Here is a 26,934-nt window from a genome sequence, read left to right as displayed (position 1 = left end):
ACGGAATTGCGGCGACGACGGTTCAGCAGCAGCATGGCGTCGCGGACCTTCTGTCGTCCGCTCTTGCCATTGGTCCGCGCCAGGAAGCCACATCGCATGTCTACTCAAATGGCTCCGATATATCTGACAATCCAATGGAAGGACTTGCCCGTTTCCGCGCGCCTGATCGATCAGTCGAGCGACCAATCTAACGGGACTCAAGCCGCCGGCCCTTCACAAAAAGACAGCTCCAATGTCCGTGTCACCTTCCCGATCCCGGCGACGACCGATGATGGCAAAGCCGTGCAACTGCTACTCGAAGCCGCCGACGATCGCTACCTCGCATCTGTTACGCAAGATGAGGCGGTTCATCGGTCACGCAACCTGGTGTCGCTTGCCATCGCACTCGCCCGTCTTTCGCTGTCCCCCCTCGAAGCCAACCCAATGGTCACGGCCTTCATCGATCGTTTGCGCAGCCTTGACGCGGTTGCCCGGATTGGTTGTGAAGTGACGGGGGACTATTGCTCGATGGGGAACGTGATAGGCCAGGTCACCGCTCGGTTCGATGATCCGCTGCGACCGCGCATAGCGCAGTCTGGATCGGCGATCGCCCTCGCTGCGCGCTGGGCGAACCTTATCGCGATTGTCATCCACGAGCTATGTGCCAACGCAATCCGGCATGGCGCCCTCACTAACCTCGTCGGGCGCGTCGGCGTGCGCTGGACCCTGATACGGAATGACGCGACGGATGACGAGCTATGCCTGACATGGCGCGAGCTAGACGGCCCGACGGTGTCGATGCCGGCCAAGGTCGGGTTCGGATCTCGCCTGTTGCAAGACCTGATCGCATCCAATCGGCGGTGCAAAGCAACCTTGCGTCTGCCGCCCAGCGGGCTGGTCTACACCCTCAGCATCAGGCTCATGCGCCACGAATGGCGCGAATAGCCCAGCCTTGGTACGCTATTTGGGCACTTGCCGGCCGAGCCCAGCCTCCAAGCCCATACGGACGAGATGCGACAAGCTGTTGGCCTGCATCTTCGCCATCAGGTTGGCACGATATATTTCCACGGTCCGCGGACTGATCGCCAGTCGATACGCGATCTGCTTATTGGTTGCGCCTTCGACCAGGCATTCGAAGACCTCGAATTCTCGCTTCGACAGGGCGCTCATTTGCGGATGGAGAGCGCGTGGATGGGACGCGACTTGTTGCTGGTTCAGATGTTCGATCACGGCCAGCAAATTGTCGGTTTCGAAAGGCTTTTCAAGAAAATCGGCCGCGCCTGCCTTCAGTGCCTGAACGGCCAACGGAACATCGGCATGGCCCGTGACGACAACAATCGGATCAGGGCGTGCGCGTGCCCGCATCGCTGCGATCAACATCAACCCATCGGTACCGGGCATGCAGATATCGGTAATCACCGTTCCCGGCGCCAGCAGGTCGAGGTCCACCAGAAACGCGTCGGACGATGGCCAGGTCCGAGGTGCAAGCCCTTTCATGGTTTGCAGCAGCCGGGTCAGCGACCGACACACCTCGTCATCGTCGTCGATGATGTAGATGGGGCGTTCAGGCTGCATCGCTGACATCGATGGCGTCACGATGGCGCAGCGTGAAACAGAACCGCGTCCCCCTTGCGACGGACTCATCGAGCCAGAGTCGTCCGCCATGCGCTTCGACGATCGATCGCGATATTGCAAGACCGACGCCCAAACCGTTGTGCTTGGTTGACGAAAACGGCTTGAACAAATGGTCCCGCGCCAATGGCGCTATACCAGGGCCGCTGTCCGTCAGCATGACGATGGCCAGATCATGATCTCCGCGCACGACGGCGAGTTGCAGATGTCGCTCGGTACAGTCCGTCATGGCCTGCGTCGCATTGACGATCAGGTTTAAAAGGACCTGTTGGATCTGGACACGATCGACCATCACATATTCGACATCGGACGCGATCTCGATACCGAGCACCACGCCGGCGTGGCGCACCGGCAATTGCACAAGGTGCGCGGCTTCGGAAATCACTTGGCGCACATCGATCCATTGCGCTTCGTGCTCGGCGGAGCCAACGAACTGTCGAAGAGATTTAAGGATGGCGCTGGCGCGAAAAATCTGTCCGATCGATTCGGATACGAGCGCATCGACCTTGCCGACGGGCTGCCCGCCTACGAGCAATCGGCGCGCGGCACCCGCGTAATTTGCCGCGGAGGCAAGAGGCTGGTTCAGTTCATGGGCGATCGCGCTTCCTAATTGCCCCAGCGCCGTCGCGCGGCTCATTTGCTGAACCTCCATTTGCAGTTCGGCGTGGTCCAGCGCGGCTTTTCGCGTTAGGCTTTCATCTCGGACATAGAGCGTGATCAATTGCTGGGCGCCGACCGAAATCTCCGCCATCGAGAGCGCAATTTCGAACGGGGATCCATTGCGACGGATGCCGATCGCCAAGTCTCCGCTCAAACGATATCGCGCGATGGCCGTCGCAAGTTCATCGATCGCCCGGTGGTCGCGCCTGAGCGCAATCAACCGGTTGATCGGCTCGCCCGCCAACTCCTCGGACGTATAGTCGAACAGCGTCGCCGCGGCCTGATTGCACGTCAAGATTTTGTCGTCGTGGGCGATCACCAACATCGCAGCTGGCGACGTGGCGAAGACCGACTGGAGATACGCTTTGCGTTGAGATAGTTGCCAGGCGTAGGCGTCGGCACGTGCACGGAGGCGAAGGAGTGCTTCGCCAGCGACGGCGGTCGCCAACGAAAACAGCGCGATCGTGGTGACGTTCGTCGGCGTGACAACTGGAGAGACTGGCCCAAAATAGACGGTTCCAATCAGGCCGATGACCGTGGCGGTAACAGCTGGTGCGAATCCGTGACGCAGAGCGGTGAACAGCACCGCCGCCAATCCGAAAATGAACGGAAGATGGACGCGGGACACGAGTGCGATGCCCACCGACAGGCAAACCCCAAGCACGCTGACGCCCACGGCTTCCAGATAGGCGCCCCGGCTGGTCAGCCGGCGCGGTGCCGCGCTATCGATGGCGGTCCAAAGGCGATGCACGGTTAACCCCTTCCTGGAGGCCGAGATTATAGACCGCTGACGCGATCGGCAATCGTTTGCCACGGGGGAAGATTACCCAGTGCCGCTCCATGAACCATGCGCCCCCCCCCAAACTCCCCGAAACATTCATTGTGGGACAACCTACGGAAAAATACGGAATAGAACCAGAAGCCGGATTGGCGCAGGAAACGCCGCGTTCACCGTCTTTGACCGGCATTGAGAAAGGATGCGCTTCTCGAATTTGCGCCCATCCACCTTCCGACGCTCACACGCCATACTCATAAAAACAGGAGAGCATGAAATGGCAAACGTAGAAAACCAGGCCGTCGTGTTGACTCAACGGGAAACGCAAGTTCTGACACTGGTATCGGATGGATACTCCGCAAAGGAAATCGCAAAGCGCATCTGCATTGCTCCCCGGACAGTCGAGCGCCATATAGAAAACATCAGGTTGAAGGTCCGGGCGCGAAATCGCGCGCATATGGTGACATGTGCCCTTACCTTGGGATTGATGGCAACGCCGATACGTTTCATGCCCCTTGCGACGCAGCAAGATGTGCACCCCTTGCTTTATTCGACACTGTAAATCCTGTCTGGGCAATATTACTGAGTAGGAGACGCGATAGCCCGGCCCGGACACTTCGCCGCATGATGATTTCAAGGTCGTGGAATCGACGACAACCTTGAAATAGCAGTGAGGCTGGGATGCATATCGTCAGGACAAATCGTCCGCGTCTCCATCTGAAAGACAGCGTGATCTGTTCGCGAGACGCCGGCGCGGCAACGCCGCTGGTCGTCGATGGAGGCTTGGCACGGCTTTGCCTCTACCTGCCGGACGGGCAACGCGTCGTCGCCGGGTTCGCCTTCGCAGGCGAAGTTGTCGGACTCGCGCAGCCGCAGCCGTCCATGGTCGTCGAAGCGGTGACGACGACATGGACCCATGAATGGTCCAATGGCGACGACGCGGTCGCGATCGACGAAGCGCAGATGTTGTCTGCTGCGCTGTCCCGCGCGATGGCGGTGCTGGCCATGCGTTCCCGACACCATGCGCATGCCCGCCTTGCGGCCTTTCTGGTCGACCTCATCGACCGCGGGTTCGGAACGTCATTCGCCTTGCCGATAGCCCGATCGGATATCGGCGATCACTTGGGACTGACGGTTCATACGGTCAGCCGCATCTTATCCGATTTCAAGCGTTGCGGCTTGATAGACGCCGGGCCGTCCCGGATACTGTCGTTCGATCGCATCGCTCTGCAAGCGGTGGCGGATCAGGGCGGTCAGTTGCCCCACCTTGCATCGATCGATGCCTTGCCGGGCATGGTGCACTGATGGCGCAGCGAGCAAAGCGGATCGCGAGCCTTTTGGCGGCGACCTTCGTCTTCATGCCGGTGATCGCGTTAGCCGCCGAATTGCCCGCAGAGCAGGACATGCAAAAGCAGCTCGATGCGCTTGCGGCGCGGGTCGCGGCCCAGCAGGCGCAGATCGATGCACAGCAGCAGCAGATTGCCGCCGATCAAATCGAGATACGCAACCTCAAGGCGCGCCCGTTGCCCTTTGCGTTGCTCGATTCGGAACGCGCGATGGGAGAGCCGGCACCGAGTGCGCAGCAACAGACCGTCGGAGCGTCGCTCGGGGCGCCGAAAGCGAATATTGCCGAACGAACGCAAGCGGTGCCACAAGGACAAGGCGTGCTGACCCCAGCGGGCCGCACGACGATCCAGTCGTCGCTCACCTATATTCGCTCGCAGAACGATCGCCTGGTCTTCGCCGGCATCGAACTCGTACCGGGGTTGCAGATCGGATCGATCCAGGCGTCAACGGCCGATCGCAACGCGGTCATTGATGCCCTGACGATCTGGCACGGTTTCAGCAGCCGCCTGGAAGGCGAGATCACCATACCGGCGCTGTTCCGTAACGACAGCATCCATCTGGCGCAGGTTCGCAATGGTACGGTGACAGAAGGTTTCGACCTCAGCCGACATGCCATCGGCGATATCGAAGGCGCGCTGCGCTATCAACTCAATGCGCCGACCAAGCCGGACGAGCCAATCTTCGTCGCGGGCCTGCGCGTGAAGAGCAATACCGGCGTCAGTCCGTTTTCGATCACCTATGACGAGTTCGGCATTGCGCAGGGCCTGGCGACAGGTTCCGGTTTCTGGGGCGTTCAGCCCGGCCTGACGATGTTGCTGCCATCCGATCCCGTGGTGATCTACGCCGGTGTATCGTACCTGTATCAGATTCCGCGGAATATTAACCGCACCGTCGGCGGTACGCTGATCGGAAGGGTGACGCCGGGGGGCACCGCATCCGCCAATGTCGGGTTCGGATTTTCCATCAATCCGCGCTTTTCCTTTTCGCTGGGATACAGCCACAGCTACATATTTCCGACATCCACGGAACTGAACGGCAGCCGGCAGAGGTCCACGTCATCCACGGTCGGAGCGCTTGACTTTGGCCTGTCCTATCGGCTGAGTGCACGATCGTCGGTAAATCTGGCGTTTCAGTTCGGCGTCACGCAGGATGCGCCCAACGATTCGATCACCGTGCGGATACCGTTCACGTTCTGACGCACGGACAATGGGTCAGCGACCGATGCCGACGATCTGGGCGCTCAGTGCATTGCCCAATGCCTGCGAATGCAATGCCGACGCGAACGAAGCATAATTGCCGATCGACAGCGTGGCGTTCGTTACTTGTGATGCGTTCAGACCGGCCGCACTGTTCAACAGGATGTTCTGAAGACCCTGATTAGCGCCCTGGATCAGTGCGGTTTGGCCAGCATTGGCCAGGAAGACCTGGTTACCCGCGACGGACGCCGGAATATTCAAGCCGCGCCCCATTTGCGATTGGAGTTGCGCCAATGTGGCAGGCGTCACGCCCCCGCCCGACGTGGTCACCGTCGACGCCCCGGTATCCGACCATCGTACGACGGTCTGAAGGGCAAGCTGTCCGTTGAGAAAGGTTTGCGTGTCGGCGCCAAAGCTGATCGACATACCGCCCCACGAAAACCCGCCCCGCGCCGCATCGAGTTGCGTATCGCTTAGCGGAACGATCGGTCGCGGCATCGCCCCTGCCACAGCCGTGGCCGGTAGCGCACACAGACCCATTACGTACAGCGGCATGGTCACGATCGCGACGCGGCGCAGATGGCGGATCATTTGATACCTCCGACAGGAATTATGTACGGCAGGATCGACGTTTCGATCTGGTAGATCGGCGGCAAGTTATCGGTGATGCTGGTGATCGTCCGCTCGCCCTGAAACGTCCGGATCGGCGACGGCGACCATGGATCCCAGTCGCGCGCCAGATTGAAACCCGTCGTGACATTGGTGGGCGGCTTCATCACGATCAGCGCAAGCCCACCCCAGATCTTCTTGAAGTCGGCGTCGGGAACGGACATCAATCCGCGCGCGGGATCGCCGATCAGGACATGGCCGGATCGCACGCCCTTGACCACGACGAAATGCGCATAACCGCCGATCGTCACCAAGGCGATGAGCGGGCGGCCGAGCGCGCGCATGTCATCGATGTCGAGGCTATAGCCTTCCGCGGGAAGGCCACGGGTCTGCAGATACCGCTTCATGTCGAGAAGCGAGAAACCGAATTTGCGGATTTTTGCCTGGTCGCCTTGTTCGAACATCGCCTTGAACGGCGTCGTTTCATCGGTCGGCATATCGTATTGATAGGTCAACAGGGTCGCGATCGCGGCCGATCCGCAGCTGAAATCGAACCGTTGGCGTACGATCGTACGAAACGGGATGTCCGACCAGCTTCTCACGGTGACGCCAAAGCCGGGCGCTCGGCCCGGCTGGTCAACCAGCATCTGTGCCGACGCGGGCCTTGCCACGAGCGTGGCCAAGGCCAGCGCGGTCGCGAGCGGGCGGGTTTGCATGGCAACGTCCCTTCGGCGCTATTTGCCCAGGTTGATCGTCAGGTTCATCGCGCTCTGCAGGTTCGCCTGCGCGCCGGTGTTGACGACGACATTGCCCAGGCCGTTGAAGTTGGACAGCGCATTGTCGGAAAAGGTAATCGCACCTGCAGCGTAATTGCCGTTGATCGTGCTGCCGGAAATCGTGCTGGTCAGCGACTGGTTTCCGATCACCACGACTTGGCCGCCACGCGTCGTCGCCATGTCCGAGTCATCGAGTGCTTTGGGCACAGGTTGCGCGCGGATCATGTCCGGGCGGCCATCGCTAGGCGCGGTAGCGGTTTGAGCCAGGACCGGGGTCGCAAGCCCGCAGGCCGCGGCAAGCAGAATGCTGCGGCGCAACGTTCCGATCAGCGAGAGCATGGCTACCTCCATCGGCAGAAAGAAGAAAGTCCCGGACGGGGGGGGGGGGAGCCGTCCGGGACAGGCAGGGAGAAACGTTCAGCGGGTCGAGAAGGTCGTCGAGCCCTGCGCGGCGATGTTGGTCGCACTGGCTGCGTTGCTGTTGATGCCCGTGTTCCATCCCTGGTTCAGGATGCCGGAGAACGCCGCGAACGCCGAACCGTTGACGGTGTTGCTGCCGCTGGAATAATCGCTGCTGCGACCGTTGAAGTTCACCGCGCCCCGGTTGCTGATGCTCTGATTGAGGCTCTGATCAGCGACCAGGCGCAGGTTGCCGTTCCGTTGAGAGTTGTCGGCATAGGACAGGTTCATCGACCGGTTCGAATTGCTGACCTTGGTGACGTTGCTCACCTCCGTGCTCGTCCGGGAGGCATTCAGGTTGATGTTGTTCTGCTCGGTCCGAACCGAGGTGTCGCCACGGCCGCCGTTAACGTTCGAGCCGGCGCTTTGCGCCAAGGCGGGGGTCCCAAGACCCAGGGCGAGGGTGGCTGCGGCACCAAGAAGAAGCTTGCTGTTCATGTCGCGGTTCCTTGTGTTTGCTCGTCCGCTCATTGCGGCACAAAGGAATTACGCGCTTCGACATCGCAAAGGCGTGCGCTAGCGCACGGAATTACTGATGATTTAGCTAGGGAAAAACCGCCTCGCAGAACGCCTCAATAGGCAAAACGCCCAAAGTCGGTCATTCAGCCGTCGACCCTCACTTCGCAGGACTTGCCATTCGACACATCACCTGGGAACGGCAGAAATGTCCCAAATCTCGCCGTTTAGCGTCGGGAGACCCGTGGGCCATTGAGACCAATCCAAAATATGAATGAATGGCAGAAGTCGGGAAGCCGGGATGGCGGCCTGAACGACCGGGTTTGGGTCACAGCCACCCGTTCTGCCGAGCCGTGCGGCCGGCTTCGATGCGGTTCGCCGCTCCGAGCTTTCCTGCCGCATCGGACAGGTAATTGCGGACCGTGCCAGGCGACAGGCCAAGCCGATCGGCGATGGCCTTATTAGACAGCCCCTCCTCTGCGAGGCGCAACGTATCGCGTTCGCGGTCGGTGAGCGGATCGCGACCGATCTCGCCGGCGGCTGCGGCAAGATCGACGGGGATTACCCGACCGCCGCCCGCAACAGCGCGGATCGCGGCCGCAAGGTCGTCAACCGGTGCGTCCTTCAGCAGATAGCCGCGCACCCCGGCACTTTTGGCCCGGGTGAGATAGCCAGGCCGTGCGAAGGTCGTCACGATAACGACGGCGGTCTGCAACCGGTCGTCGGCCAGTCGCCGCGCCAGGTCGAGGCCGGTTAAACCGGGCATCTCAATGTCTGTCAGTAATACGTCGGGCGCGAGGTCTCGCACCATCGCAAGCGCCGCGTCGCCATCGGCCGCGCGGCCGACGATCGTGAAGTCCGGCTCCAGCGACAGCAACGCGGCGATGGCACCGAGCACCAGCGTCTGATCCTCTGCGATCACGATACGAATGGATGTCATGCCGGTACGCTCGCCTGAAGGCGGGTGCCGTGTCGAGCAGAGGAAAGGTGCAAAGCTCCGCCGGCAGCGACCAGTCGCTGGCGCATGCCGGTGAGCCCGTTGCCCTCAGGGCTGGACAGGCCGACGCCGTCGTCCTCGACGACGAGGCGGGCGTTGGCGGGGTCGATGACGATGTGGATCGTGCAATGGCGCGCGCTGGCGTGGCGGATGACGTTGGTGACGGCCTCCCGCAGCGTCATCGCCAACACCGCGCCGGCATTGGTAGGGACATCGGCGGCTTCGCCGGTCAGCGTTCCATGGACGCCAGCCGTGCGCAGCGCGGCGATCGATGCGGAGACTTCCTGCGCCAGGCCGCCGCCCGCTTGCCCTGCCAGCGCCGCGCGGACATCGGCAAGGCCCGCGCGTGCGGCGGCGGCGATCGCCTCCACCTCCGCGCGCGTCGCATCCGTGTCCCGATCGAGCAGCCGGCCGGCAAGATCGGCCTTGAGCGCGACGAGCGTCAACGTGCGGCCGACGACGTCGTGCAGATCGCGGGCGATCCGCTCGCGTTCGGCCGTGCCAGCGAGACGGCGGACTTCCTCCTGCGTGGCCAGCAACGCCTGGGTGCGTTCATAAAAGGCTTCGCGCGAGATGGTCGCGCCGCCAGTCATGGCGACCAGGAGTGTGCCCGGAAGCCACCATAAGGTCGGTTGGGTCAGCATGAGACCGGTCAGCGTCGTCGCCACGGCGATCGCGGCGATGCCGAGTATCGCAACAGACCGTGGACGGGCATGTCCCATTGCTGACGCGGCGTAGATGGGGAAGACGGTCCACCCGACCGGCGCGGCGGCAAGGGCGACGCCGATCGCGGTGATCGCGGCGCAGGCACCGATCAGCTTCGGGCCCTGCCAGCGATGCGCCGCGACATAAAGGGGAAGGAATGCCGCCACCGCCAGCGCCGATGCGAACAGTGTCGCCGCATCCGGAAACTTCCATAGCCAGGGAAGGGGTAGGAAGACGAGGTAGACGAGCCATGGCCACGGCCCGTCCCACCATCGTTGTTCCGCCGTGCGCATCGCCCAACTCTCGGCGGTGTCGGCGCGTTTGGTCAAGCCGGGCTCCGCCGCCACCCGGACCAGGCCCATGCAACTCCCGCGGCGGTCATCGCAGCGACCGCCATTGCATGCGCGAAGGGTGAACCGAGCGTGTCGACGCCGACGATCCCGCGCGCGAGCTGACCGAGATGGTAGGAGGGTGTGACCTGCCCCAGCGTCCGCATCCAGCCGGGCAGCATGAGGGTCGGAATCCACAGGCCGCCAAGCACCGATCCGCCGAGGAACAGGGCATTGGCCATCGCCACCGCACCCTTTCCGCTCATGCGCATGCCCATGCCGAACCCGATCAGCGCGAACGGGATTGCCGAGCCGAGATGCAGGAGCGTCAGCGCGATCCAGGTTGCCGCGGACAAGCGCACGCCCGCGACGATCGCCAGTGCATCGATCAGCACCAGCGCCAGCGCAGTGGTGGCGACGGCAGCGACCAGCTTCGCCGCAACATAGGCGCCAGCCGGCATCGGCGAGACGCGCTTCAATTCGATCAGGCCCTGTTCGCGCTCCATGGCGACGCCCGCGCCGAAGCCGAACAGCGCCGGACCCGTTGCCGCGAACACGCCATAGCCCGCCAGCGTCCCGAGCGCATATTCGGGGGAGGGGGACTTGGCCACCGCCAGCGTAAACAGTCCGTAGAAAGCGGCGGGGGTCAGCACGGTCGGCACGAGAAACTGCGGCAGTCGCGACGTGCGCTTGAGTTCGGCGACCGCTTCGCGCAGCCACACGCCGGTCGGGGGTGCGACGAGCGCGGTCATGCGGCGATCCTTTCCGGCTGGGCGACAAGCAGGGCGGCGATCGCATCCTCCAGCGTCGCATCGGCGACGCGCAGATCGGCGAGCGCGGCATCGGTATCGAGGAGCGCGCGCACCGTGGCGGCGGCATCCGAGGTGACGATGCGCAGGTCCGCTCCGTCCATGCCGGCATCCCTGACCGCGGGTGCCGACGCGGCGCGGTCCGGGGTCAGGCGGCTGCGGCAGCGGATCACTGATCCTCCGGCGCGTGCGCGCAGGGCGGCGGGCGTGTCGTCTGCGACGATCCGCCCGGTGTCCATCACCACGATCCGATCGGCAAGCGCGTCGGCCTCCGCCAGATCGTGGCTGGTCAGCAGTACAGCCGTTCCAATATTGGCGAGGCCGCGCACGGTGCTCCACAGCATGCGGGCGGATGCGCGATCCATGGCGGCGGTAGGTTCGTCAAGGACAAGGAGGTCGGGGCGGCCGCAGATAGCCAGCGCATAGTGAACGCGTCGTGCCTGACCGCCCGACAGGGCTGCGCAGCGGCGGCCGGCGAGATCGGCGAGCCCTGCAAGCGCCAGCGTCTCGTCCAGCGGCCGCGGGTCAGGGTAATAGCCCGACTGCAGCGTCAACAGCTCGGCGACCGTCAGCACGTCCGGCAGGCCGGCGCTTTGCAGCATAACGCCTAGGCGGCGTCGTGCGGCGGGCCGGCGCGGGTCGAGCCCGAAAAGCTCCGCCGTTCCCGCATCCGGCGCGATGCGTCCGGTCAGCAGCGACACGGAGGTCGTCTTGCCCGCGCCGTTCGGGCCAAGCAGTGCGGTGACTTCATCGGCGCGAACGGCGAGATCCAGGTCGGCAAGGACATTGCGTCCGCCGAGTTGTTTGGACACGCCCGTCAACCGCGCGACATCGGACAGATCGCCGCTCATCGATCAGTCCCCGGCGTCAGCGCGGCATCGAGCGCGGCCAGGACTCTCGGCCAGCCGTCGACCCGAGCGGCGCGGTTGCCGGCCGCACTCCCGCCGAGCGGAGCCGCCATGCCAGCGGCCTGCGATGCAGGGTCGGGGGGAGGGCCGAAGGCGGCATGGCCTGCGTCGGGATAGGCAAGCACCATGACGGGATGCCTATACCCGGCGGCCTTCAACCGCGTCTCGACGGCGCGCGCCATTGGGCAGGACGGCCACAGCCCGTCCGCTTCGCCACAGACCATCACGATGGCGGCCTGCGCACGCTCGGCCGGGATGGCGCCCGCCGCGGCTTTGGCCGGATCGGCCAGCGCGTCGGCGTACAAGGCATGGATGCCGTGCCATTCCCCCGTCCACCCGTAAGGCGTGAACGGCACCGCCTTGCCACCCGCGGTCCATGAGCTTTCTGTGACCAGTCCTTCCCGGTCGATCCCCGGCCAGACGACGCTGGAGGGCACGCCGAGTACCGCGATCTTGAGATCGGTTCGGCGCGAGGCAACGAGCAACGCTGCCTCGGCGCCTTTGGACGTACCGACGATGCCGATGCGATCGCCCGCTACCCCTGGCTGCGCCTTCAACCAGTCGAGCGCGCGCGTGAAGGTTTCGAGTTCAATGGACTTCAGGGCGACAGGCTGGCCGGGGCTGCCGAAATATGAAAGCTGGAAAACGATATAGCCATGGGCCGCCAGCGCCGCGGCCTGCACAGCGGCGGCGTTGCCAAGGCCGCCCTCCGATCCGCCGAGGAGCAGGATCGCTGGGGCTCGGCCGGCGCGCGCGGGCCGATAGAGATCGCCGACCATGCCGCCGTCGCGAATGTGTTGCGGGGCGACAGCTACCAGCGCTGTCGTTGTAGGGGCGGCAGCCGCAGTGTGCGGCAGAGCAGCTGCAAGTGCGAAGGCGGTCAGTAGCATCGTTCAACCTCGTCGATGAGGTTCGTTTCATGCGGCATGCGATGTGGGCCGCGTAGTGACAGATGTCATGGGTCGGAATGGCCGAACCCAATTTGCCGGGCGGCATCGGGCTATACACCTACGAAGAATGTCAAACGACGGGCGCGTCCGCTTCGATCTCAGCCGCTGGTTCTCCTGGAGACATGCGTGCGGGGTCCGCCACTTGCACGATTAACGAATGACCGTAGCCGGGTACCGGCAGAGGAGCTCGATACGTCTGCTTCTGGGTCCAAGCAGTAGAATGAGCATAGTCGGAATTTTCGTGATCGCAGAGATTTTCGGCCGCCCGTATTGCTCCAGCATCACGGCAGTAGGTTCGGCCTGTACCCCTTCCAGTCCAAGGCCCATGGCCGGGTCAAGCAACCTTCAGATTCATCCGAGCTACGGCCAAGTCTGAGACTTTCAACATGATTTTCTTTATACGCTTGTCGGTCGGATCGAGCTTCCTGAGCCGAGCTGCTTCCTTGAGATGAAGTTGAATTGCGATCGTAAGAGATGTGCTGTTTGGTTCGCTATCGCTCATTCTGAGAGATTAGCGTTTGGAGATGACACTGCAACCACCCGGATGACCATAACCTAATTTGCCGATCGCCCGCTTGTATGATGTTGTCGATCAACAAGCTTGGGAACGACTAACGAATGGCCGGTTTCAGATCGCGCTCAAAGGCGCTCGAACTACCGACATTGGGTCCTTTGCGACGCACAAGGAGAACGCCATCGGCGACTGGACTGGCCTCACACTTGGCTTGGGGCGGCCCCGCCGGACGCGGCATCGAGCGCATTCGTCTGGTTAAAAGCAGGCTTGGACGACAAGCGGTTCGCTATCGTTACGAACCATTGATGCCTGGATGGTCTGATGCCCGCGGAGGGCGGCTGCGGCCGCGGCGCCGGTTCGTCAACAAACGTCCGCGTGGGTCGAGGCGCCATCACCCTTCCAATTACAATGCCTGGCGGCACTGGATCACTCGCAGCGATGTTGCTTCGATACACGCTCTGCATCAGCAACATTCCGCCAAGCATATCTAAATTGCTTCTGTCATCCTTAGATCCAGATCATCATCCGGGTATGAAACGTTCGCTAACTGAAACCATCGACCTCAAAGCCGGCAAAGTGCACGGACGCATCGAAGGCGCGGTGGAAACCTATCGCGGTATTCCCTATGCGGCCGCACCGATGGGGGAGAGGCGTTTCCAGCCGCCGCAGCCCCCGGCGCCGTGGTACGACGTCCGTGCGGCGACGGAGGAAGGGCCGAACGCACCGCAACGGACACGCAAGCTGCCGGGCCTCGATGCCGCGCCACTGATCGGCCACGGCTGGAGAGCGGGCGACGAATATCTCACCCTGGACGTGCTTCGCCCTGCGGACGGCGGTGCCGGCCTGCCGGTCATGGTCTTCATCCACGGCGGCGGCTTCGTGGTCGGCAGCAAGGACGCGTCCGTGCAAGATGGACGGACCTTCGCGCGCGACGGCATCGTCTATGTCGCGATCAACTATCGCCTAGGCGTCGATGGCTTCCTGCCCATTCCCGGCGTGCCGACGAACCTCGGCCTTCGCGACATGATCGCGGCGTTGCGCTGGGTGCAGGACGAGATCGCCAAGTTCGGCGGCGATCCGGCCAACGTCACCGTGTTCGGCGAGAGCGCCGGGGCGATGGCGATCGCGGATCTTATCGCCTCGCCTCTTGCCATCGGCCTTTTTCGGCGGGCGATCGTTCAGAGCGGCCACGGCGCGATGACCCGCGACATCGGCGTCGCCGAGCGCCTCGTGCGCAAGCTCGCCAAGCTGTTGGACGTGACCCCGGATCGGGCGGGGTTCGCCGCCGTGCCGCCCGGGGACAGGCTGCTCGACGCCGTGGACACGGTTTCGCTGCCCACCACCCGGCTGGACCTTCGGGGGACGGACGGGCGCGAGCCGGTATTCGGCATCAGCCGGTTCATACCCGTACATGGCGACGACGTCCTGCCGGTCGAGCCGCTGGAAGCGTTGCGTCGCGGTGCGGGTGCCGAGGTCGATCTTCTGATCGGAAGCAACGCCGACGAGATGAACCTGTATTTCGTGCCGAGCGGTATCCGCGACAAGCTCAACGGCATTCTCGCCTGGATCGTCCTTCGCAAGTCCCAGCCGCGCGCCCGCGCGGTCCTGAAAGCCTATCGTTCGCCCGGCAAGAAGGCGGGCCAGGTGTTGATGGAGGCATTGAGCGACCTCGTCTTCCGCTGGCCCGCGCGCCGTTTTGCGGAGGAGCATCGGGGACGGACCCATGTCTATGAGTTCGACTGGCGCTCCCCGCGCTATGAGGGCGGACTCGGCGCGTCCCACGGCATGGAGCTGCCCTTCGTGTTCGACAGCCTTGCGACATGTACCGGGGGAGAGGGGCTGTGCGGGACCGCGCCTCCTCAGGAACTCGCCGACCGCGTCCATGCCATCTGGGTGCAGTTCGCTCGGGACGGCTCGCTGCCCTGGGCCCCGTTCGATCGGCAGACAAGGACCGTCTACCGGCTTGCCTCCGGAGAGGCGATCCACGAGCCGCGCATGCCTGCGGCCGACTTCCTGCCCTGAACCCGGAGCTTTCGATGTATCTCGACCGCCTGCGCCTCGACGGGCGCACTGCCTTCGTCACCGGCGGCGCGCAGGGAATTGGCTATTGCTGCGCCGACGCTCTTGCGGAAGCCGGGGCCCGCGTGACAATCGCCGACCGCGATGCGGACGCGATCGCGGCGGCGCTGGCTTCGCTCGGGGCGAAGGGCCATCAGGTGGACGGCGTTGCTCTCGATGTCACGGACAGTGCGCGTGTGACCGAAGTCGCCGACAGCGCCAGAGCGTTCGACATTCTGGTCAACAACGCCGGCATCGCGCGCAGTGACACCCCGGCGGAGGACGTGGCAGACGAGCATTGGCGCAACGTCCTGGACGTCAACCTCAACGGCACCTTCTGGTGCGCGCGATCCTTCGGCCGGCACATGCTGGCGGCGGGACGGGGAAGCATCGTCAATGTCGGTTCGATGTCGGGCTTCATCGTCAACCGGCCGCAGCCCCAGAGCTACTACAATGCCAGCAAGGCCGCGGTTCATCAGCTGACCAGGAGCCTCGCCGCGGAATGGGCCTCGCGCGGCGTCCGGGTCAACGCCGTGGCGCCGACCTATATCGCCACGCCGCTCAACGCCTTCGCCGACAAGAACGGGGAGATGTACCGGCGCTGGATCGACTCCACGCCCCAAGGCCGTCTCGGGACGCCCGAGGAGGTTGCGTCGATCGTCCACTTCCTCGCGTCGGACGCGGCCAGCCTCATGACCGGCAGCATCGTTTTGGCGGACGGCGGATATACCTGCTGGTAATGGCGCCCGGCTATCCTTCCGGGATACGGCGCGCGCCGTTCAGCGGCTCCTGTCGTTCCTCTCGAAGACGTCGCTGATCGACTTGGCGAAATGGGCATCCATCAGCGTTTCGGCCGAAGCGGCATCCCTGTCCGCGACGGCTTCCGCGATCCGACAGTGGATAACGAACACGGCGTCCCTTTCGGCCGATGTCGACCGCGTATCCCAGGCCGTCGGGACGGCGATCCGCATCAGCTGCTCGAAGGAGCGCACGATCTGATGGAACAGCGCATTGCCGCCGGCGCGGGCGATCGCCTGATGGAAGGCGATGTCATGGCCAATCAGCCGATCCACGTCGCCATCGCTGGCCGTCATCTCGCGGGCGTGCTTGGTGATCTCGACCGCGTCCGCGTCAGTGCGGTTGGCGGCCGCGAGGGCGACGGTGCGCAGCTCCAGGGACCGGCGAACGTCCCAGACTTCCGCCGTCGTGATCTGCGCCGTCGCGACCGCATGATCGATCGACGCCGCCATCACCGATCCGTCGATCGCGCCGACGCGGGCCTTGCGGCCGTTGCCGACGTCGATCAGCCGCAGCGCGGCCAGCGCACCGAACGCCTCGCGCATGACGGCGCGGCTGACGCCCAGGTCGGCGGCGAACTGCCCCTCGCCGGGCAGGGTATCGCCGACTTTCAGATCGCGCTCGCGAATGTGCTGGCGGACGCGCCGGACAGCCTGGTCGACGAGCGATCCGGCGACGGCGGCGGTCATGCCGCGAGGCGCCCGGTCCGGAAGTGAGACGGCGTCTGGCCAAAGCGGCGCGAGAAGGCACGGCTGAAGCTGGCGTTGTTGAGATACCCGCACCGGTAGCCGATCGACGACACCGGCAGGTCGGTGACCAGCAGCAGCTCGCGTGCGCCGCCCAGCCGCCGTTCCACGATCGCATCGGCAACGCTCATGTCGAACATGCTCCGGAATCCGCGGGTCAATTTGACCCTGTTGATGCCGCAGGAGCGGGCGATGGAATCGAGCGTGAGTTTCTCGTTCCAGCGCTCGTCGATCAGACGGCGGGCGGCGGCGATGCGCTGCGCCTCGGTCGCGGAGAGGTCGCCGGCGCCATCGGCAGGGATGAGGCTTTGGTCCGAGAACTTCTCGAACGCCACGCAGAGAAGCTCGATGCTCTTGGCCATCCGCAGAGTGTTGCTGGCGGTGCAGTCCGACCGGCTTTCGAGGATCGCCAGAGCGATCGCCCGCATGTCGCTGGGCAGATGCCACATCGCTTCCTCGTCAGGGCTGCCGCCGAACACCCGGAGGCAGCCTTCGACCGTGACGATGAAGACGATGTCGAAGTCCGCGGCATCATCGTCCGCGACCGGCCCCGGACTATAGGCGAAGGTGGCGTCGGACAGTCGGAAGCCGAAGACGACCGCATCCCGCAGGCGGTCGCCGGCGGGCATCGGTCCCGCGCCCAGAAACGCCTCCATCTCCGAGGACACCTCGATCCGCGTCTTCATCGTCACCTCTCGCGTCCTGCTCTCGTCAGATTGGCTGTAGCCTATAGCTATCAGATAGCTTCGGCAAGAGCTTTCAGATAGGCTGTGCGGTGGCGGAACGAGGTGCCCGCCGCATCGCCAGCACGAAGGCGAGCAGCGACATGGCGCTGGTGATGATGCCGACGGTCGCCAGCCCCTGATCGAGGTGCCGTTCGCCGCCGAACAGGCCGCTGGCCGCGGCGACCATTATCGGCGCCAGGCCGAAGCCGATGAGACCGGCGATGGCGATGAAGGCGCCAATGCAGAGGCCACGCAACTCATTGGGAATGAGCACGGTCAGCGCAACGGACGTCACGACCCCCGTGATCGATCCGCAGAGCATCAGCATCCCAAGCGCCATGGCGAACAGCGGCACCGAAGGTGCCACGGGGAAGAGCGCGGCGGGTATGCCCACGGCCGCGGCCGCGACGGCGCCCAGCAGGAGGCCACCGGGCCGGGCCCGCCGTTGCCCCCAGTCGGCGGAGACGCCGCCGACGATCGCGCCCATGACGCCCGCCGCAAAGATCAGTGGCCCCATCCAGGCAGCGAACTGGTCGGGCTGCAGCTGGAAGCGGCGCGACAGCACCGGCGCCGCCCAGATCCCCGCCGCCGCATCCGCCATCACGACGCTGACCTGACCCAGGAACAGCGGCAGCAGAAAGGCACGTCGTGCCCAGAGTTCGGCAACGACGATACGAAATGGAGCATGCGTGCTGGCAGCGACCTCGTGCCGTGGTGGTTCCCGCATCAGGAACAGCGGCAGTGCCACGACGACGCCGATCACTGCCAGCGCCAGATGCGCGCTGCGCCACGGTGCGCCATAGGAGAGCCAGTCCGGCGCGGCCTTGTGCACGGATAGGCCGAACAAGGCACCGGTAAGACCGAAGGCCATCGCCTGGCCCAGCGACTTGCCGAGATTCACGACGAGCAGCGCCCGTCCGCGCTGGGTGGGCGCGCAAAGGTCGGCGCACAGCGACAGGGCGGCGGTCAGCGCCCCCGTGGTGCCTATGCCAGTCAGCATGCGGCCGACGAACAGCGTCCATACGCCTGGTGCGACCGCGGTGAGCAGCGTTCCCGCCACGAAAGTGGCGACGAGGGCGATCATGATCACGATGCGGTTGCGCCGATCGACTAGGATGCCGATCGGGATGGAGAAGAGGGCGAGGGGCAGGGCGGCGCTGACGCCCTGGATCAGGCTCAGCGTATAGTCGCTGAGATGAAGCTCGGCCTTAGCGCCCTCCTGCACCGTGCCGAACGACCCCATCATCGTGAAGCCCAACGTCATCGCAAGGGCGAGAGCGAGCAGGGGAAGCAGCGACGCTCCGAACGAGCGCTCCGTCGTCGTCATGCGGTCACCTGGAAGCTGATGAGCGGACAGGATGCGGCCCTCCCGGCTCTGGCGGTGGCGAAACGGACGCAATCACGATGGGAAACGCTGGGGGTCATAGGCTGAAAATTTTGCCCGGATTGAAGAGATCCTGAGGGTCGAGAGCGCGCTTCAGCGTCCGCATGACGTCCACGGACTCGCCCAGCTCCTGCACCAGCCAGTCCTGCTTGCCGATGCCGATGCCATGTTCGCCGGTGCAGGTGCCGTCCATCGCCAGGGCGCGCGCCACGAGGCGGGCGTTCAGCGCCTTCACCTCCCTCATCTCGTCGGCCGAATCTGGGTCCATGGCGAAGATGACGTGGAAATTTCCGTCGCCGACATGGCCGAGGATCGTTGCGGGCATGCTGGCCCCGGCGAGATCCCGCTTGGTCTCGATGATGCATTCCGGCAGGCGGCTGATCGGCACGCAGACGTCGGTGGTCCAGCCGACGGCGCGGGGACGCAACGCGACCGCGGCATAATAGGCTTCATGCCGCGCCTTCCACAGCCTGGCGCGCTCTTCGGGAAGGTTGGACCAGTCGAAACTGCCGCCGCCGTTCTCGGCCGCCAGCATTCCCACCAGCTCGATCTGCTCGGCGACGCCGCCGGGCGAGCCGTGGAATTCGAAGAAGAGGGTGGTGACCTCGGGCAGGGACAGTTTGGACCAGGCGTTGACCGCGCGGATCTGCATGTCGTCCAATATCTCGACACGAGCCAGCGGCACGCCGGACTGGATCGACTGGACGACGGTGGTGACCGCGCCCTCGAGCGTCTCGAAGCCGCAGACCGCGGCGGAGATCGTCTCGGGGATCGGGTGGAGCCGCAGCGTCACCTCGGTGATGATGCCCAGCGTGCCCTCGCTGCCGACATACAGGCGGGTCAGGTCGTAGCCGGCCGCTGACTTGCGGGCGCGGCGGGCGGTCGTGATGACCTTGCCCTCGGGGGTGACGACCTTAAGGCTGAGGACAGCCTCGCGCATGGTTCCGTAGCGTACGGCGTTGGTGCCGCTGGCACGGGTCGAGGCCATGCCGCCGATCGTCGCATTGGCGCCGGGATCGATCGGAAAGAACAGGCCGGTGTCGCGCAGATGCTCGTTCAGCTTCTCGCGCCGGCACCCCGCCTGCACGGTGCAGTCGAAATCCTCGGCATGGACCGCGAGGATCGCATCCATCTCCGAAAGGTTGACGCTGACGCCGCCGCGGATCGGTAGCGCATTGCCCTCGATGGACGTGCCCGCGCCGAATGGGACGATGGGAATATGCGCGGCGACGCAGAGATTGACGAGATCGACGACGTCCTCGGTCGACCGCGCGAAGACCACCGCATCCGGCAGCACGACGTCGAAATGGGCCTCGTTCGAACCATGCTGGCGCAGCATCGCCTCGCCGAAGTGCAGGTCCTTGCCGAACCTGCTCTGCAGCCGCTCGATAAAGGCGGCGTCGAGCGGCTGGCGCGTGACGGGGGTTCCCAGGTCCATGACCGTTCCTAGAACCTGAAGCTCGCGCGGGCGCCGTAGCGTCGGCGGTCGCCCTGGATCGCGAGGTTTGAGCCGATGATCGGCCCAAGGGCCGGCCCCAGCGCCCGATCAAGGGCGGAGCGGTCGATATAGCTTTCGATGTATTTCTCGTTCAGCAGGTTGGTGCCGAAGGCGGCGATCTCGAACCCGCTCGAAAAGCGCAGCGCGATCGACCCGTTGACCAGCGCATAGGGGGACAGCCGCGGCACGACATTGGGGTTGAGGGACGAACCGATCCGGCTCCCCTTGCCGACCACCCCGCCGTCTAAGACCAAGGCGCTGCTGCCGATCGGCACCGTATAGGTGGTGCTCGCGTTGAAATTATAGTCGGGGGTGAATATCACGCGGTCGGAGGAGACGTGCACGCCGGTCGTGGCGAAATACTGGCTGTCGTCGGTGATTCGGGAGTGGAGATAGGCGGCGCCGGCGTCGATGCGCCATTGATCGGTCAGCCGCAGATGCGCCTCGATCTCGGCACCGTAGCTTTCGACATGGCCGGTGTTGAGGTTGATGGCGACGAAGCCTGCGCCGGTCGAGCTCGGCGCCAGCGAGTTCTGGCCGATGAAGTCGTTATAGTCGTTGTAGAAGATGTCGGCGTTGACGGTCAGCCGGCTGTTCATGCCGCTGAACTTCGTGCCGAGCTCGTAGGTCCAGACATTGTCGCCGCGATAGGTCGCGTCTTGGGGCCGGGTGCCCGGGCCGTTCTGGCCGCCGCCGCGGATGCCCTTCGCGACCGAGGCGTAGGTCATGAAGTCCGGTGTCCACCGTTCCGTTAGGGTGACGCGCGGCTGGAAGGCGTTCTTGTTGTAGGCGGGGGCGGTGTAGAAGGACGGTGTGCCGCCGATGGTGGTCCGGCTGACCTGGCTGGCCTCGAGCGCCTGGTGATCGTACCGGCCGCCGACGGCGAGATCGGTCTTCGATCCGAGCTTTACGAAGATCGTCCCGAACAGCGCGCGGGTGTCGTTCCTGGCGTAGGTGCTGCTTGGCGACCGTTGGGCGGGGAGGGGCAAGCCGAGGGCGGCGAAGTTCAGCGTGCTGAGGTTGTCGGCCGTCTGGACATAGCGGTTCCCGTAGACACCGATCAGGGTCGAGATGGCGTCCGTCCATTGCGTGTCGAACCGCGCCTCCACCGTCTTGGTGACGAGCCGTGATCCGCCCATGGTGCGCAGCAGGTCAATCGGCCCGAAGTCGCCGTCGCCTGCAGCCGACGACGTCTTGCGGTTGTAGGCGAGGATGACCGTCGCCTTGGTCTTCAGCCGGTCGGACGTGAATTCGCTTTTCAGGTTTGCGCCGTAATAGTCGATGGTGGCGAGGCTGCGCTGATTGGTCGCGCCGGTGAGCGTATAATCCGTCGGGCCCGCGACATGGATGTAGCCGGTGTTGCCGCCGAAGGTGCGGTCGTAATTGCCGTTGGCGGTAAAGGTCGCCCAGCGCGCCGGCGTGAAGCGCAGCGTGCCGTTGACGCTCTTCTGCTCCAGCGGGTTCTGATTGCCCACATCCAGCGTGTTGCGCATGAAGCCGTTCTGGACGTGGTAGGAGGCACCGACCCGGAAGGCGAGCACGTCCTTGACCAGCGGGCCGCTGATGCTGCCCGACACGGAGGCATAATTGTCCGGCCCGGCGACCGCGGAATCGAAGCGGCCTTCCCATGCGTTGCCCGGCTGGCGCGTGACGATGTTGATCGCGCCGCCGAGCGTGTTGTTGCCGAACAGCGTACCCTGCGGCCCGCGCAGCACCTCGATCCGGGCGATGTCGACGATCGGCGAGTTCAGATAGCTGGTGTTGGGCTGGTAGATGCCGTCGATGAAGATGCCCACGCCCGGCTGGACGGTATCGATCAGCGTGGTGCCGATGCCACGGATGGTCACGAAGGCCCGGCCGACGCTGTCCGAGTTGATGCTGAGGCCCGGCGTATAGTTGGCGATGTCCTTGACGGTGTTGACCTGCAGCTCCTTCAGCCGGTCGCCCGTGATCGCGGTCACCGCGATCGGAACGTTCTTAAGCGATTCCTCCCGCCGGCGCGCGGTGACCACGATATCGTCCGGGTTGGAATTCGCGCCGGTCTGCGCGCTGGCGTCCGGGCTGGTCTGCGCCTCTCCCGGCACGGCCTGCGCTGCCGCTACAGCGGGAAGCGCGAGGGCGACCGACGTAGATAGGGCGAGCACGGAGATAAAGCGCATCGATGATCCTCTCTAATGCGGCGGATCTCTGTCCACCTGTCTGAAAGGTATCATGAGCGGTTGACGACCTGTCGGAAAGGTCATCAACTTTGCACATTGGATCAGACAGTTGATCGATTGGAGCAAAAAGCTGGGGACCTCCGATCATTTTCGGCGATCACGCAGCCTCCTGATGCAGTGCGAGATCAGCGTGACGTGTGTGCAGGCAAGTGACGCTGCGGAGGGGATGCCCACACCAATCCGCGGTAATTTGCGACGGGCGCGAAGTTGATGATCGCTTTGACGGGGCCAGTGTTAGCGCGGGCATCACGCTCTGAAGCAGAGCGCCTGCGCCTTGAGCTGGCACACCATCGGCAGCTATCAGCTTTCCGCACTTCCGTTACCTGCGAGGCAGAAGTATCTCAGTCCAGGCCGCTCCGGCTGGTCCGCCATAGGTACGGAAGCGATTCGCTAAGTCCAGATGCACACAAGTCCGGTGTCGCGGGACGATAGCAGGCGCACGAACGTCTGTAACTGGGTGGTCACAACCTCCGTCGGGCTCATGCTTTCGCACTTTTGACACTTGAGCGACTTGCCGCTGCTCGGCATAGGGCGGCTCGCGACATCCGTCGCCTTCACCCCACAGAATGAATTTGACCACATTCTGTGGGGTGATTGATGCATCTCTCGGCAAGTTGGTCGACCTGCTCTCGCGGGTGAACGCGAATCCAAAATTTTGGAGGATCGAAACCTCCCAATACCCGACGCTCGGTCGTCCAATTTGGCGGGCGAACAGGCTTCTTTTCTCGCGTGAACGAATGGCAGAAATCAGGCTGCGTCAATCTCGCGCGGAATGACCGCATCTGGGTCCGGTTCACCGTATTGCCGTAGTTCATTCTCTACTGCGAGGGGGCGGTTGGGTGGTTGGGGCCCGCGCTCGAAGTGGCGTTGCCGGACCTGCTGGCCGGTCCTTTCGAAATCAAAAGGGAACGGCTGCGTTAAGCTGCTCGTGTCACTACTTCGTTGAGAGCGCGATCTGCCGTTTGAAATTGGTGCATTGGCCGCGTTGGAAAATCAGACGGCAAGGTACGATCGCCGACCAGCTTGAATCTGTCCCCATCGACCATCACCTGCGGGCTTATCGGGCGAGAGTTGTAGCTTGAGGCCATCGCTGCGCCATACGCACCGGTGGCATGGAAAACGGCCAGGTCCCCGCGTTCAACGTTATCGATCGTCCGATCGATACCGAACATGTCACCAGTTTCGCAGATGGGCCCGGCGATGTTAGCAACCATCGTTCTCCCATCCGGACGAACGGCCGAGAAGCGGTGATATGCGTCGTAGAGCGCGGGGCGCGCCAGATCGTTCATTGCGGCATCGACGATGACGAACGGACGGCTCGGACCCGGCTTCACCCAAATCACCCGTGTTAGCAGCACGCCGGTCAGACCGGTGATGATGCGACCAGGTTCGAAAGTGAGGCTGACGTTCCAGTCGCGCGTTACACGCGCAACCATCGCCGCATAGTCGGCGAGCGACGGCATCACGTCTCCAGGCCGATATGCAATGCCGAGCCCACCACCCAGATCGACACGGGTGATCGTGTGCCCGCGTGCGCGCAGTTCGAGCACCAAGGCGCCGATCCGCCGGTACGCGGCCTCTAATGGCCCCAGATCGCTGATCTGACTGCCGATGTGAAGCGCGATCCCTTGCAGATCGAGGTTCTCCTGCCGCGCTAGCCGGTCATACATGTCCGGCGCGCCACCGATATCGACACCGAATTTGCTCGTCCGCCTCCCCGTCGTGATCTTGGCGTGCGTTCCGCCGTCGACATCGGGGTTCACGCGCAACACCGCAGGTGCACGCATGCCGCGTCGCCGCGCCAACTGCGCCAGAACGCGACCCTCTTCCTCCAGTTCAAGGTTGAATTGGCCAATGCCGGTCTCCAGCGCGTCGATCAGCTCCTGGTCGGTCTTCCCGACGCCGGAGAAGACCACATCCCTAGGCGCGATCCCTGCATCCAGGGCTCGGCGCAGCTCGCCCCCCGACACGATGTCGGCGCCGTAGCCGCACTCAGCGAGCAGCCGAAGGACTGCGCCATTGGGATTAGCCTTGACCGCAAAGGCGAATCGGGCGGACGGCAGACCTTGCAGGGCTGACGTGAATGCATCAGCGGCCTGCCGGAGCGCGCTCACCGAATAGATGTGGACGGGCGTGCCGACCGCATCGGCAATAGCGGGCAGGGGGACGCCCTCGGCGCACAGGATGCCGTCACGATAGTCGAAAAAGCTCATCACAGGTGACCTTGCGTATCAGTGGCCGAAGCCATCGTCCGCCTGCCCGCGGCGACGCACCCGGGCGGCATGGACGACTTCGGCGGTGTGGCTGTGCCCGCGCCGCTCGGCACGGAGCAATTGTCCGACCCGCTTGCCATGGATCATCAGCGGCAAGCCGAGCAGGGCAAGTGGAAAGAAGACGATCATCGCCGGCGAACCGTCGAGCGCCAGGCACATCGCACAGGAGGAGGCCAGCAGTGCAAAGCCGCCGGCTTTCCATTGGAGATCGCGACGGGTCATGCCGCCCGCACCTGATCACGGTCGGCGATGAGCAAGTCGCCGGCATTGACGAGGCTTTCACGTAGGCCTGGCCGGTCGTTGATTGCGCGGCTGCCGTGCCACAGGACGATATCTGCCGGGAAATCGGCCTCGCCTGCCAGCGCGTCGACTATGTCCGCGACCTCGAAGGTGAGCCCAATCGCCGGTTCATGCAGACGGGCGGCTGCTGTACGCGCCCGCCCGATCATCGCCGGTGAGCCATCAATGCCGCGGACTTCGATCGCCGTGAAGCCGAGCGTCCTGGCATGACGCGCTGCCTCGATCAGCAAGGTGCCGCAGGAGCAGTCAGCGTCGACGATACGGACGGAATGGCGCCCTCGCTCGCGCAGGGCATCAAGCGCGGCGCAGATGTCAGTCCAGCGCGCATCGTTATGGGCGGCACGACTGCCCAGGATCGTGGACGGAGTAACCCTTGATGTGGACGACAGACGATTAGCCGTGACGGACGGCTTCAGTTTCGGTGTCATAGGTAATCCTCAGGCGGCGCGGCGCAGTGCGTGCTCGGCCGGGCTCACCGGCTCGAAGGAGATAAACGGAACCAACGGTACCGAGACGATCTCGAGACTCGCGTGGTAAATCTGCCGCTCCGCTTCGGCGAAGCTGAGCGCTGCGCCGCGTGAGACGAACCGGCCCTCCATCTTGTGGCCGCTATCCTGCACGAGCCAGTGGCCTGCTTTGTCCTGACCGACGTAGATAATCGTCCCGCGGTAGTCGGGCTCCGGAGTGGGTTCAGACGACATATCGCCTTTCAAACCTTCAATAATCGAGCGTCCAGCGCCCGCATTTCGGAGGTACGGGGCACCGCATAGTGTTTCGATATCGATTCCGGGAAATTGCATAGTGCGCGCGTAAGCGTGACAACGGCTCGTCGCATTCGGGCTGGTGTGCGGACGGTCTACAACCAACGCGCCTTTCGAAAGCGCCAGTACAGCGCCGAACAGATCGTCAGGATCACCCCTATGGTTATGGGATAACCATAGGGGCTTCGCAGCTCGGGCATATGCTCGAAGTTCATCCCGTAGATGCCGGCGATAGCAGTCGGTACGGCTAGGATTGCTGCCCACGCTGCAAGCTGGCGTGTGATGGCGCCGGTGCGCTGCTGCTCGATAAGATTGCTGAACTCGAACACCGATGACAGCAGATCGCGCAAGCCGCTCGCCATCGTCTCTACCCTGCGGACGTGATCCAGCACGTCGCGGAAGTACAGCCGAGCCTCGGCATCGACGCACGGCAGCTCGTTCTTGGACAGCTTGCGGGCAACCTCCTCCATCGGCACCAGAATGCGATCGAAGCGCATCAGCTCACGCCTTAGCGAAAAGATGCGGGCGATCTCGGCGCGATCGAGGAAGGTGTCGAGCATCCGCTGTTCCATGCTCGCGACCTCCTCCTCAAGGGCCGTCATTAGCGGCAGATAGCCGTCGACGATGAAGTCGAGGATGGCGTGGAGGACATAGTCGCCGCCCTTGCCCAGCAGGTCGGGTGCGGCCTCCAGATGCTCGCGCAGCGGCTTGTACGACCTTGTCGAGGCCTGCCGTACAGTGATGATATGGCTGTGGCCGAGGAAGGCTGCCGTCTGCCCATAGACGATATGCCCGTCGCATAGATGGGCAGTTCGGCCGATGACGAACAACTGATCGCCGTAGACGTCAACCTTCGGCAGCTGCCCGTCCTTCAGTGCGTCTTCGACCGCCAGCGGGTGGAGGTCGTAGAGACGCTGCAGCGTGTCGATCTCATCAGCACTCGGGTCGGTCAGCCCGATCCAGACGAACTCCGATCGGTCGGAGGGGCAATCGACCCGTTCGTCGGTCGCGATCTCGCGAACACGGCGGCCATGGTGGTACAGATAGGCGGCGATGACAGGCATAAGTTCT

The 26,934-nt window shown here is 64.0% G+C and carries 27 protein-coding genes; 6 read left to right on the top strand and 21 right to left on the bottom strand.

The window, feature by feature from the left end:
- Nucleotides 1-96 precede the first annotated feature (96 nt).
- Nucleotides 97-924 carry a hypothetical protein gene (locus DM480_RS14460; RefSeq protein WP_232834027.1) on the top strand — a complete coding sequence of 276 codons (828 nt, stop codon included), beginning with the start codon at nucleotides 97-99 and terminating at the stop codon, nucleotides 922-924.
- A 15-nt stretch (nucleotides 925-939) separates the two neighbouring features.
- Here the strand turns inward: DM480_RS14460 and DM480_RS14455 are convergent, their stop codons facing one another.
- Together DM480_RS14455 and DM480_RS14450 are read right to left on the bottom strand one after the other, a co-directional pair.
- Entirely contained in the window at nucleotides 940-1,563 is a 624-nt protein-coding gene (locus DM480_RS14455) for a response regulator transcription factor (RefSeq protein WP_198665851.1), read from the bottom strand.
- Nucleotides 1,544-3,022: an ATP-binding protein gene (locus tag DM480_RS14450; protein WP_198665850.1), complete on the bottom strand. Its 1,479-nt coding sequence runs from the start codon at nucleotides 3,020-3,022 to the stop codon at nucleotides 1,544-1,546. The genes DM480_RS14455 and DM480_RS14450 overlap by 20 nt, the downstream gene beginning before the upstream one ends.
- 226 nt (nucleotides 3,023-3,248) lie before the next feature.
- Here DM480_RS14450 and DM480_RS14445 point away from each other — a divergent pair, with 226 nt between their 5' ends.
- The 3 genes from DM480_RS14445 to DM480_RS14435 all read left to right on the top strand — a co-directional run bounded on the left by DM480_RS14445 (nucleotide 3,249) and on the right by DM480_RS14435 (nucleotide 5,589).
- On the top strand, nucleotides 3,249-3,608 hold the full coding sequence (locus DM480_RS14445; protein ID WP_310596279.1) for a response regulator transcription factor: 360 nt from the start codon (nucleotides 3,249-3,251) through the stop codon (nucleotides 3,606-3,608).
- 119 nt (nucleotides 3,609-3,727) lie between these two features.
- Nucleotides 3,728-4,351 (top strand): Crp/Fnr family transcriptional regulator, encoded by a 624-nt coding sequence (locus tag DM480_RS14440; protein ID WP_115380115.1) that lies wholly within the window; start codon nucleotides 3,728-3,730, stop codon nucleotides 4,349-4,351.
- The gene (locus DM480_RS14435; protein WP_115380113.1) at nucleotides 4,351-5,589 is read left to right on the top strand and encodes a transporter; all 1,239 of its coding nucleotides are present in this window, start codon (nucleotides 4,351-4,353) and stop codon (nucleotides 5,587-5,589) included. The genes DM480_RS14440 and DM480_RS14435 overlap by 1 nt, the downstream gene beginning before the upstream one ends.
- Before the next feature lie 15 nt (nucleotides 5,590-5,604).
- Here the strand turns inward: DM480_RS14435 and DM480_RS14430 are convergent, their stop codons facing one another.
- The 9 genes from DM480_RS14430 to DM480_RS14390 form a co-directional block, all read right to left on the bottom strand.
- Entirely contained in the window at nucleotides 5,605-6,180 is a 576-nt protein-coding gene (locus tag DM480_RS14430) for a hypothetical protein (protein ID WP_115380111.1), read from the bottom strand.
- Nucleotides 6,177-6,914 carry a C39 family peptidase gene (locus tag DM480_RS14425; protein ID WP_115380109.1) on the bottom strand — a complete coding sequence of 246 codons (738 nt, stop codon included), beginning with the start codon at nucleotides 6,912-6,914 and terminating at the stop codon, nucleotides 6,177-6,179. The genes DM480_RS14430 and DM480_RS14425 overlap by 4 nt, the downstream gene beginning before the upstream one ends.
- Before the next feature lie 18 nt (nucleotides 6,915-6,932).
- Nucleotides 6,933-7,313, bottom strand: a complete 381-nt coding sequence (locus tag DM480_RS14420) for a hypothetical protein (protein ID WP_115380107.1) — start codon at nucleotides 7,311-7,313, stop codon at nucleotides 6,933-6,935.
- A 78-nt stretch (nucleotides 7,314-7,391) separates the two neighbouring features.
- Nucleotides 7,392-7,871 (bottom strand): hypothetical protein, encoded by a 480-nt coding sequence (locus DM480_RS14415; protein WP_125471555.1) that lies wholly within the window; start codon nucleotides 7,869-7,871, stop codon nucleotides 7,392-7,394.
- 346 nt (nucleotides 7,872-8,217) lie between these two features.
- The gene (locus tag DM480_RS14410) at nucleotides 8,218-8,829 is read right to left on the bottom strand and encodes a response regulator transcription factor (RefSeq protein ID WP_115380103.1); all 612 of its coding nucleotides are present in this window, start codon (nucleotides 8,827-8,829) and stop codon (nucleotides 8,218-8,220) included.
- Nucleotides 8,826-9,920 carry a sensor histidine kinase gene (locus DM480_RS14405; RefSeq protein ID WP_232834026.1) on the bottom strand — a complete coding sequence of 365 codons (1,095 nt, stop codon included), beginning with the start codon at nucleotides 9,918-9,920 and terminating at the stop codon, nucleotides 8,826-8,828. Before DM480_RS14405 ends, DM480_RS14410 begins: the two co-directional genes overlap by 4 nt.
- Nucleotides 9,917-10,672, bottom strand: a complete 756-nt coding sequence (locus DM480_RS14400; RefSeq protein ID WP_115380101.1) for an ABC transporter permease — start codon at nucleotides 10,670-10,672, stop codon at nucleotides 9,917-9,919. The genes DM480_RS14405 and DM480_RS14400 overlap by 4 nt, the downstream gene beginning before the upstream one ends.
- Nucleotides 10,669-11,580, bottom strand: coding sequence for an ABC transporter ATP-binding protein (locus tag DM480_RS14395; RefSeq protein ID WP_115380099.1), 912 nt, complete (start codon nucleotides 11,578-11,580; stop codon nucleotides 10,669-10,671). Before DM480_RS14395 ends, DM480_RS14400 begins: the two co-directional genes overlap by 4 nt.
- A complete protein-coding gene (locus DM480_RS14390; protein WP_157968807.1) occupies nucleotides 11,577-12,416 on the bottom strand; it encodes an acyl-CoA thioester hydrolase/BAAT C-terminal domain-containing protein in 840 nt (279 codons plus the stop codon). Before DM480_RS14390 ends, DM480_RS14395 begins: the two co-directional genes overlap by 4 nt.
- A 1,006-nt stretch (nucleotides 12,417-13,422) precedes the next feature.
- On the opposite strand from DM480_RS14390, the gene DM480_RS14385 reads away from it, so the two are divergent.
- Together DM480_RS14385 and DM480_RS14380 are read left to right on the top strand one after the other, a co-directional pair.
- Nucleotides 13,423-15,123, top strand: coding sequence for a carboxylesterase/lipase family protein (locus tag DM480_RS14385; protein WP_232834025.1), 1,701 nt, complete (start codon nucleotides 13,423-13,425; stop codon nucleotides 15,121-15,123).
- Nucleotides 15,124-15,137: 14 nt separating this feature from the next.
- Nucleotides 15,138-15,899 carry an SDR family NAD(P)-dependent oxidoreductase gene (locus tag DM480_RS14380; protein ID WP_115380093.1) on the top strand — a complete coding sequence of 254 codons (762 nt, stop codon included), beginning with the start codon at nucleotides 15,138-15,140 and terminating at the stop codon, nucleotides 15,897-15,899.
- A gap of 39 nt (nucleotides 15,900-15,938) precedes the next feature.
- Here DM480_RS14380 and DM480_RS14375 read toward each other — a convergent pair whose 3' ends face one another.
- From DM480_RS14375 to DM480_RS14330, 10 genes are all read right to left on the bottom strand, one after another.
- Entirely contained in the window at nucleotides 15,939-16,646 is a 708-nt protein-coding gene (locus tag DM480_RS14375) for a FadR/GntR family transcriptional regulator (protein ID WP_115380091.1), read from the bottom strand.
- Nucleotides 16,643-17,389, bottom strand: coding sequence for a helix-turn-helix domain-containing protein (locus DM480_RS14370; RefSeq protein WP_115381394.1), 747 nt, complete (start codon nucleotides 17,387-17,389; stop codon nucleotides 16,643-16,645). Before DM480_RS14370 ends, DM480_RS14375 begins: the two co-directional genes overlap by 4 nt.
- Before the next feature lie 73 nt (nucleotides 17,390-17,462).
- Complete coding sequence (locus tag DM480_RS14365; protein WP_232834024.1) at nucleotides 17,463-18,674, bottom strand: MFS transporter; 1,212 nt, start codon at nucleotides 18,672-18,674, stop codon at nucleotides 17,463-17,465.
- Nucleotides 18,675-18,849: 175 nt separating this feature from the next.
- Complete coding sequence (locus DM480_RS14360; RefSeq protein ID WP_115380087.1) at nucleotides 18,850-20,250, bottom strand: FAD-binding oxidoreductase; 1,401 nt, start codon at nucleotides 20,248-20,250, stop codon at nucleotides 18,850-18,852.
- 8 nt (nucleotides 20,251-20,258) lie between these two features.
- Nucleotides 20,259-22,469 (bottom strand): TonB-dependent receptor, encoded by a 2,211-nt coding sequence (locus DM480_RS14355; RefSeq protein ID WP_115380085.1) that lies wholly within the window; start codon nucleotides 22,467-22,469, stop codon nucleotides 20,259-20,261.
- A 977-nt stretch (nucleotides 22,470-23,446) separates the two neighbouring features.
- Complete coding sequence (gene lysA, locus DM480_RS14350; protein WP_115380083.1) at nucleotides 23,447-24,742, bottom strand: diaminopimelate decarboxylase; 1,296 nt, start codon at nucleotides 24,740-24,742, stop codon at nucleotides 23,447-23,449.
- 18 nt (nucleotides 24,743-24,760) lie between these two features.
- Nucleotides 24,761-25,024: a hypothetical protein gene (locus DM480_RS14345; RefSeq protein ID WP_115380081.1), complete on the bottom strand. Its 264-nt coding sequence runs from the start codon at nucleotides 25,022-25,024 to the stop codon at nucleotides 24,761-24,763.
- Nucleotides 25,021-25,530 (bottom strand): methyltransferase domain-containing protein, encoded by a 510-nt coding sequence (locus DM480_RS14340; protein ID WP_115380079.1) that lies wholly within the window; start codon nucleotides 25,528-25,530, stop codon nucleotides 25,021-25,023. Before DM480_RS14340 ends, DM480_RS14345 begins: the two co-directional genes overlap by 4 nt.
- Nucleotides 25,531-25,539: 9 nt before the next feature.
- Complete coding sequence (locus DM480_RS14335) at nucleotides 25,540-25,803, bottom strand: hypothetical protein (RefSeq protein WP_115380077.1); 264 nt, start codon at nucleotides 25,801-25,803, stop codon at nucleotides 25,540-25,542.
- Nucleotides 25,804-25,958: 155 nt separating this feature from the next.
- The gene (locus tag DM480_RS14330) at nucleotides 25,959-26,927 is read right to left on the bottom strand and encodes a magnesium and cobalt transport protein CorA (RefSeq protein ID WP_115380075.1); all 969 of its coding nucleotides are present in this window, start codon (nucleotides 26,925-26,927) and stop codon (nucleotides 25,959-25,961) included.
- Nucleotides 26,928-26,934: the final 7 nt, after the last annotated feature.

This window comes from Sphingomonas sp. FARSPH (genome assembly GCF_003355005.1).
Lineage (GTDB): Bacteria > Pseudomonadota > Alphaproteobacteria > Sphingomonadales > Sphingomonadaceae > Sphingomonas.
This window is presented reverse-complemented; position numbering and strand designations above follow the sequence as displayed.

Bases quoted from the DNA above. Each gene is read 5' to 3' on its own strand.
- DM480_RS14390 (WP_157968807.1), bottom strand. From the start codon at position 12,416: ATGGTCGGCGATCTCTATCGGCCCGCGCGCGCCGGCCGAGCCCCAGCG.
- DM480_RS14425 (WP_115380109.1), bottom strand. From the start codon at position 6,914: ATGCAAACCCGCCCGCTCGCGACCGCGCTGGCCTTGGCCACGCTCGTG.
- DM480_RS14360 (WP_115380087.1), bottom strand. From the start codon at position 20,250: ATGGACCTGGGAACCCCCGTCACGCGCCAGCCGCTCGACGCCGCCTTT.
- DM480_RS14440 (WP_115380115.1), top strand. From the start codon at position 3,728: ATGCATATCGTCAGGACAAATCGTCCGCGTCTCCATCTGAAAGACAGC.
- DM480_RS14455 (WP_198665851.1), bottom strand. From the start codon at position 1,563: ATGTCAGCGATGCAGCCTGAACGCCCCATCTACATCATCGACGACGAT.
- DM480_RS14415 (WP_125471555.1), bottom strand. From the start codon at position 7,871: ATGAACAGCAAGCTTCTTCTTGGTGCCGCAGCCACCCTCGCCCTGGGT.
- DM480_RS14380 (WP_115380093.1), top strand. From the start codon at position 15,138: ATGTATCTCGACCGCCTGCGCCTCGACGGGCGCACTGCCTTCGTCACC.
- DM480_RS14460 (WP_232834027.1), top strand. From the start codon at position 97: ATGTCTACTCAAATGGCTCCGATATATCTGACAATCCAATGGAAGGAC.
- DM480_RS14395 (WP_115380099.1), bottom strand. From the start codon at position 11,580: ATGAGCGGCGATCTGTCCGATGTCGCGCGGTTGACGGGCGTGTCCAAA.
- DM480_RS14370 (WP_115381394.1), bottom strand. From the start codon at position 17,389: ATGAAGACGCGGATCGAGGTGTCCTCGGAGATGGAGGCGTTTCTGGGC.
- DM480_RS14385 (WP_232834025.1), top strand. From the start codon at position 13,423: ATGCCCGCGGAGGGCGGCTGCGGCCGCGGCGCCGGTTCGTCAACAAAC.
- DM480_RS14435 (WP_115380113.1), top strand. From the start codon at position 4,351: ATGGCGCAGCGAGCAAAGCGGATCGCGAGCCTTTTGGCGGCGACCTTC.
- lysA (WP_115380083.1), bottom strand. From the start codon at position 24,742: ATGAGCTTTTTCGACTATCGTGACGGCATCCTGTGCGCCGAGGGCGTC.
- DM480_RS14340 (WP_115380079.1), bottom strand. From the start codon at position 25,530: ATGACACCGAAACTGAAGCCGTCCGTCACGGCTAATCGTCTGTCGTCC.
- DM480_RS14375 (WP_115380091.1), bottom strand. From the start codon at position 16,646: ATGACCGCCGCCGTCGCCGGATCGCTCGTCGACCAGGCTGTCCGGCGC.
- DM480_RS14345 (WP_115380081.1), bottom strand. From the start codon at position 25,024: ATGACCCGTCGCGATCTCCAATGGAAAGCCGGCGGCTTTGCACTGCTG.
- DM480_RS14330 (WP_115380075.1), bottom strand. From the start codon at position 26,927: ATGCCTGTCATCGCCGCCTATCTGTACCACCATGGCCGCCGTGTTCGC.
- DM480_RS14445 (WP_310596279.1), top strand. From the start codon at position 3,249: ATGCGCTTCTCGAATTTGCGCCCATCCACCTTCCGACGCTCACACGCC.
- DM480_RS14410 (WP_115380103.1), bottom strand. From the start codon at position 8,829: ATGACATCCATTCGTATCGTGATCGCAGAGGATCAGACGCTGGTGCTC.
- DM480_RS14355 (WP_115380085.1), bottom strand. From the start codon at position 22,469: ATGCGCTTTATCTCCGTGCTCGCCCTATCTACGTCGGTCGCCCTCGCG.
- DM480_RS14420 (WP_115380107.1), bottom strand. From the start codon at position 7,313: ATGCTCTCGCTGATCGGAACGTTGCGCCGCAGCATTCTGCTTGCCGCG.
- DM480_RS14365 (WP_232834024.1), bottom strand. From the start codon at position 18,674: ATGATGGGGTCGTTCGGCACGGTGCAGGAGGGCGCTAAGGCCGAGCTT.
- DM480_RS14335 (WP_115380077.1), bottom strand. From the start codon at position 25,803: ATGTCGTCTGAACCCACTCCGGAGCCCGACTACCGCGGGACGATTATC.
- DM480_RS14400 (WP_115380101.1), bottom strand. From the start codon at position 10,672: ATGACCGCGCTCGTCGCACCCCCGACCGGCGTGTGGCTGCGCGAAGCG.
- DM480_RS14430 (WP_115380111.1), bottom strand. From the start codon at position 6,180: ATGATCCGCCATCTGCGCCGCGTCGCGATCGTGACCATGCCGCTGTAC.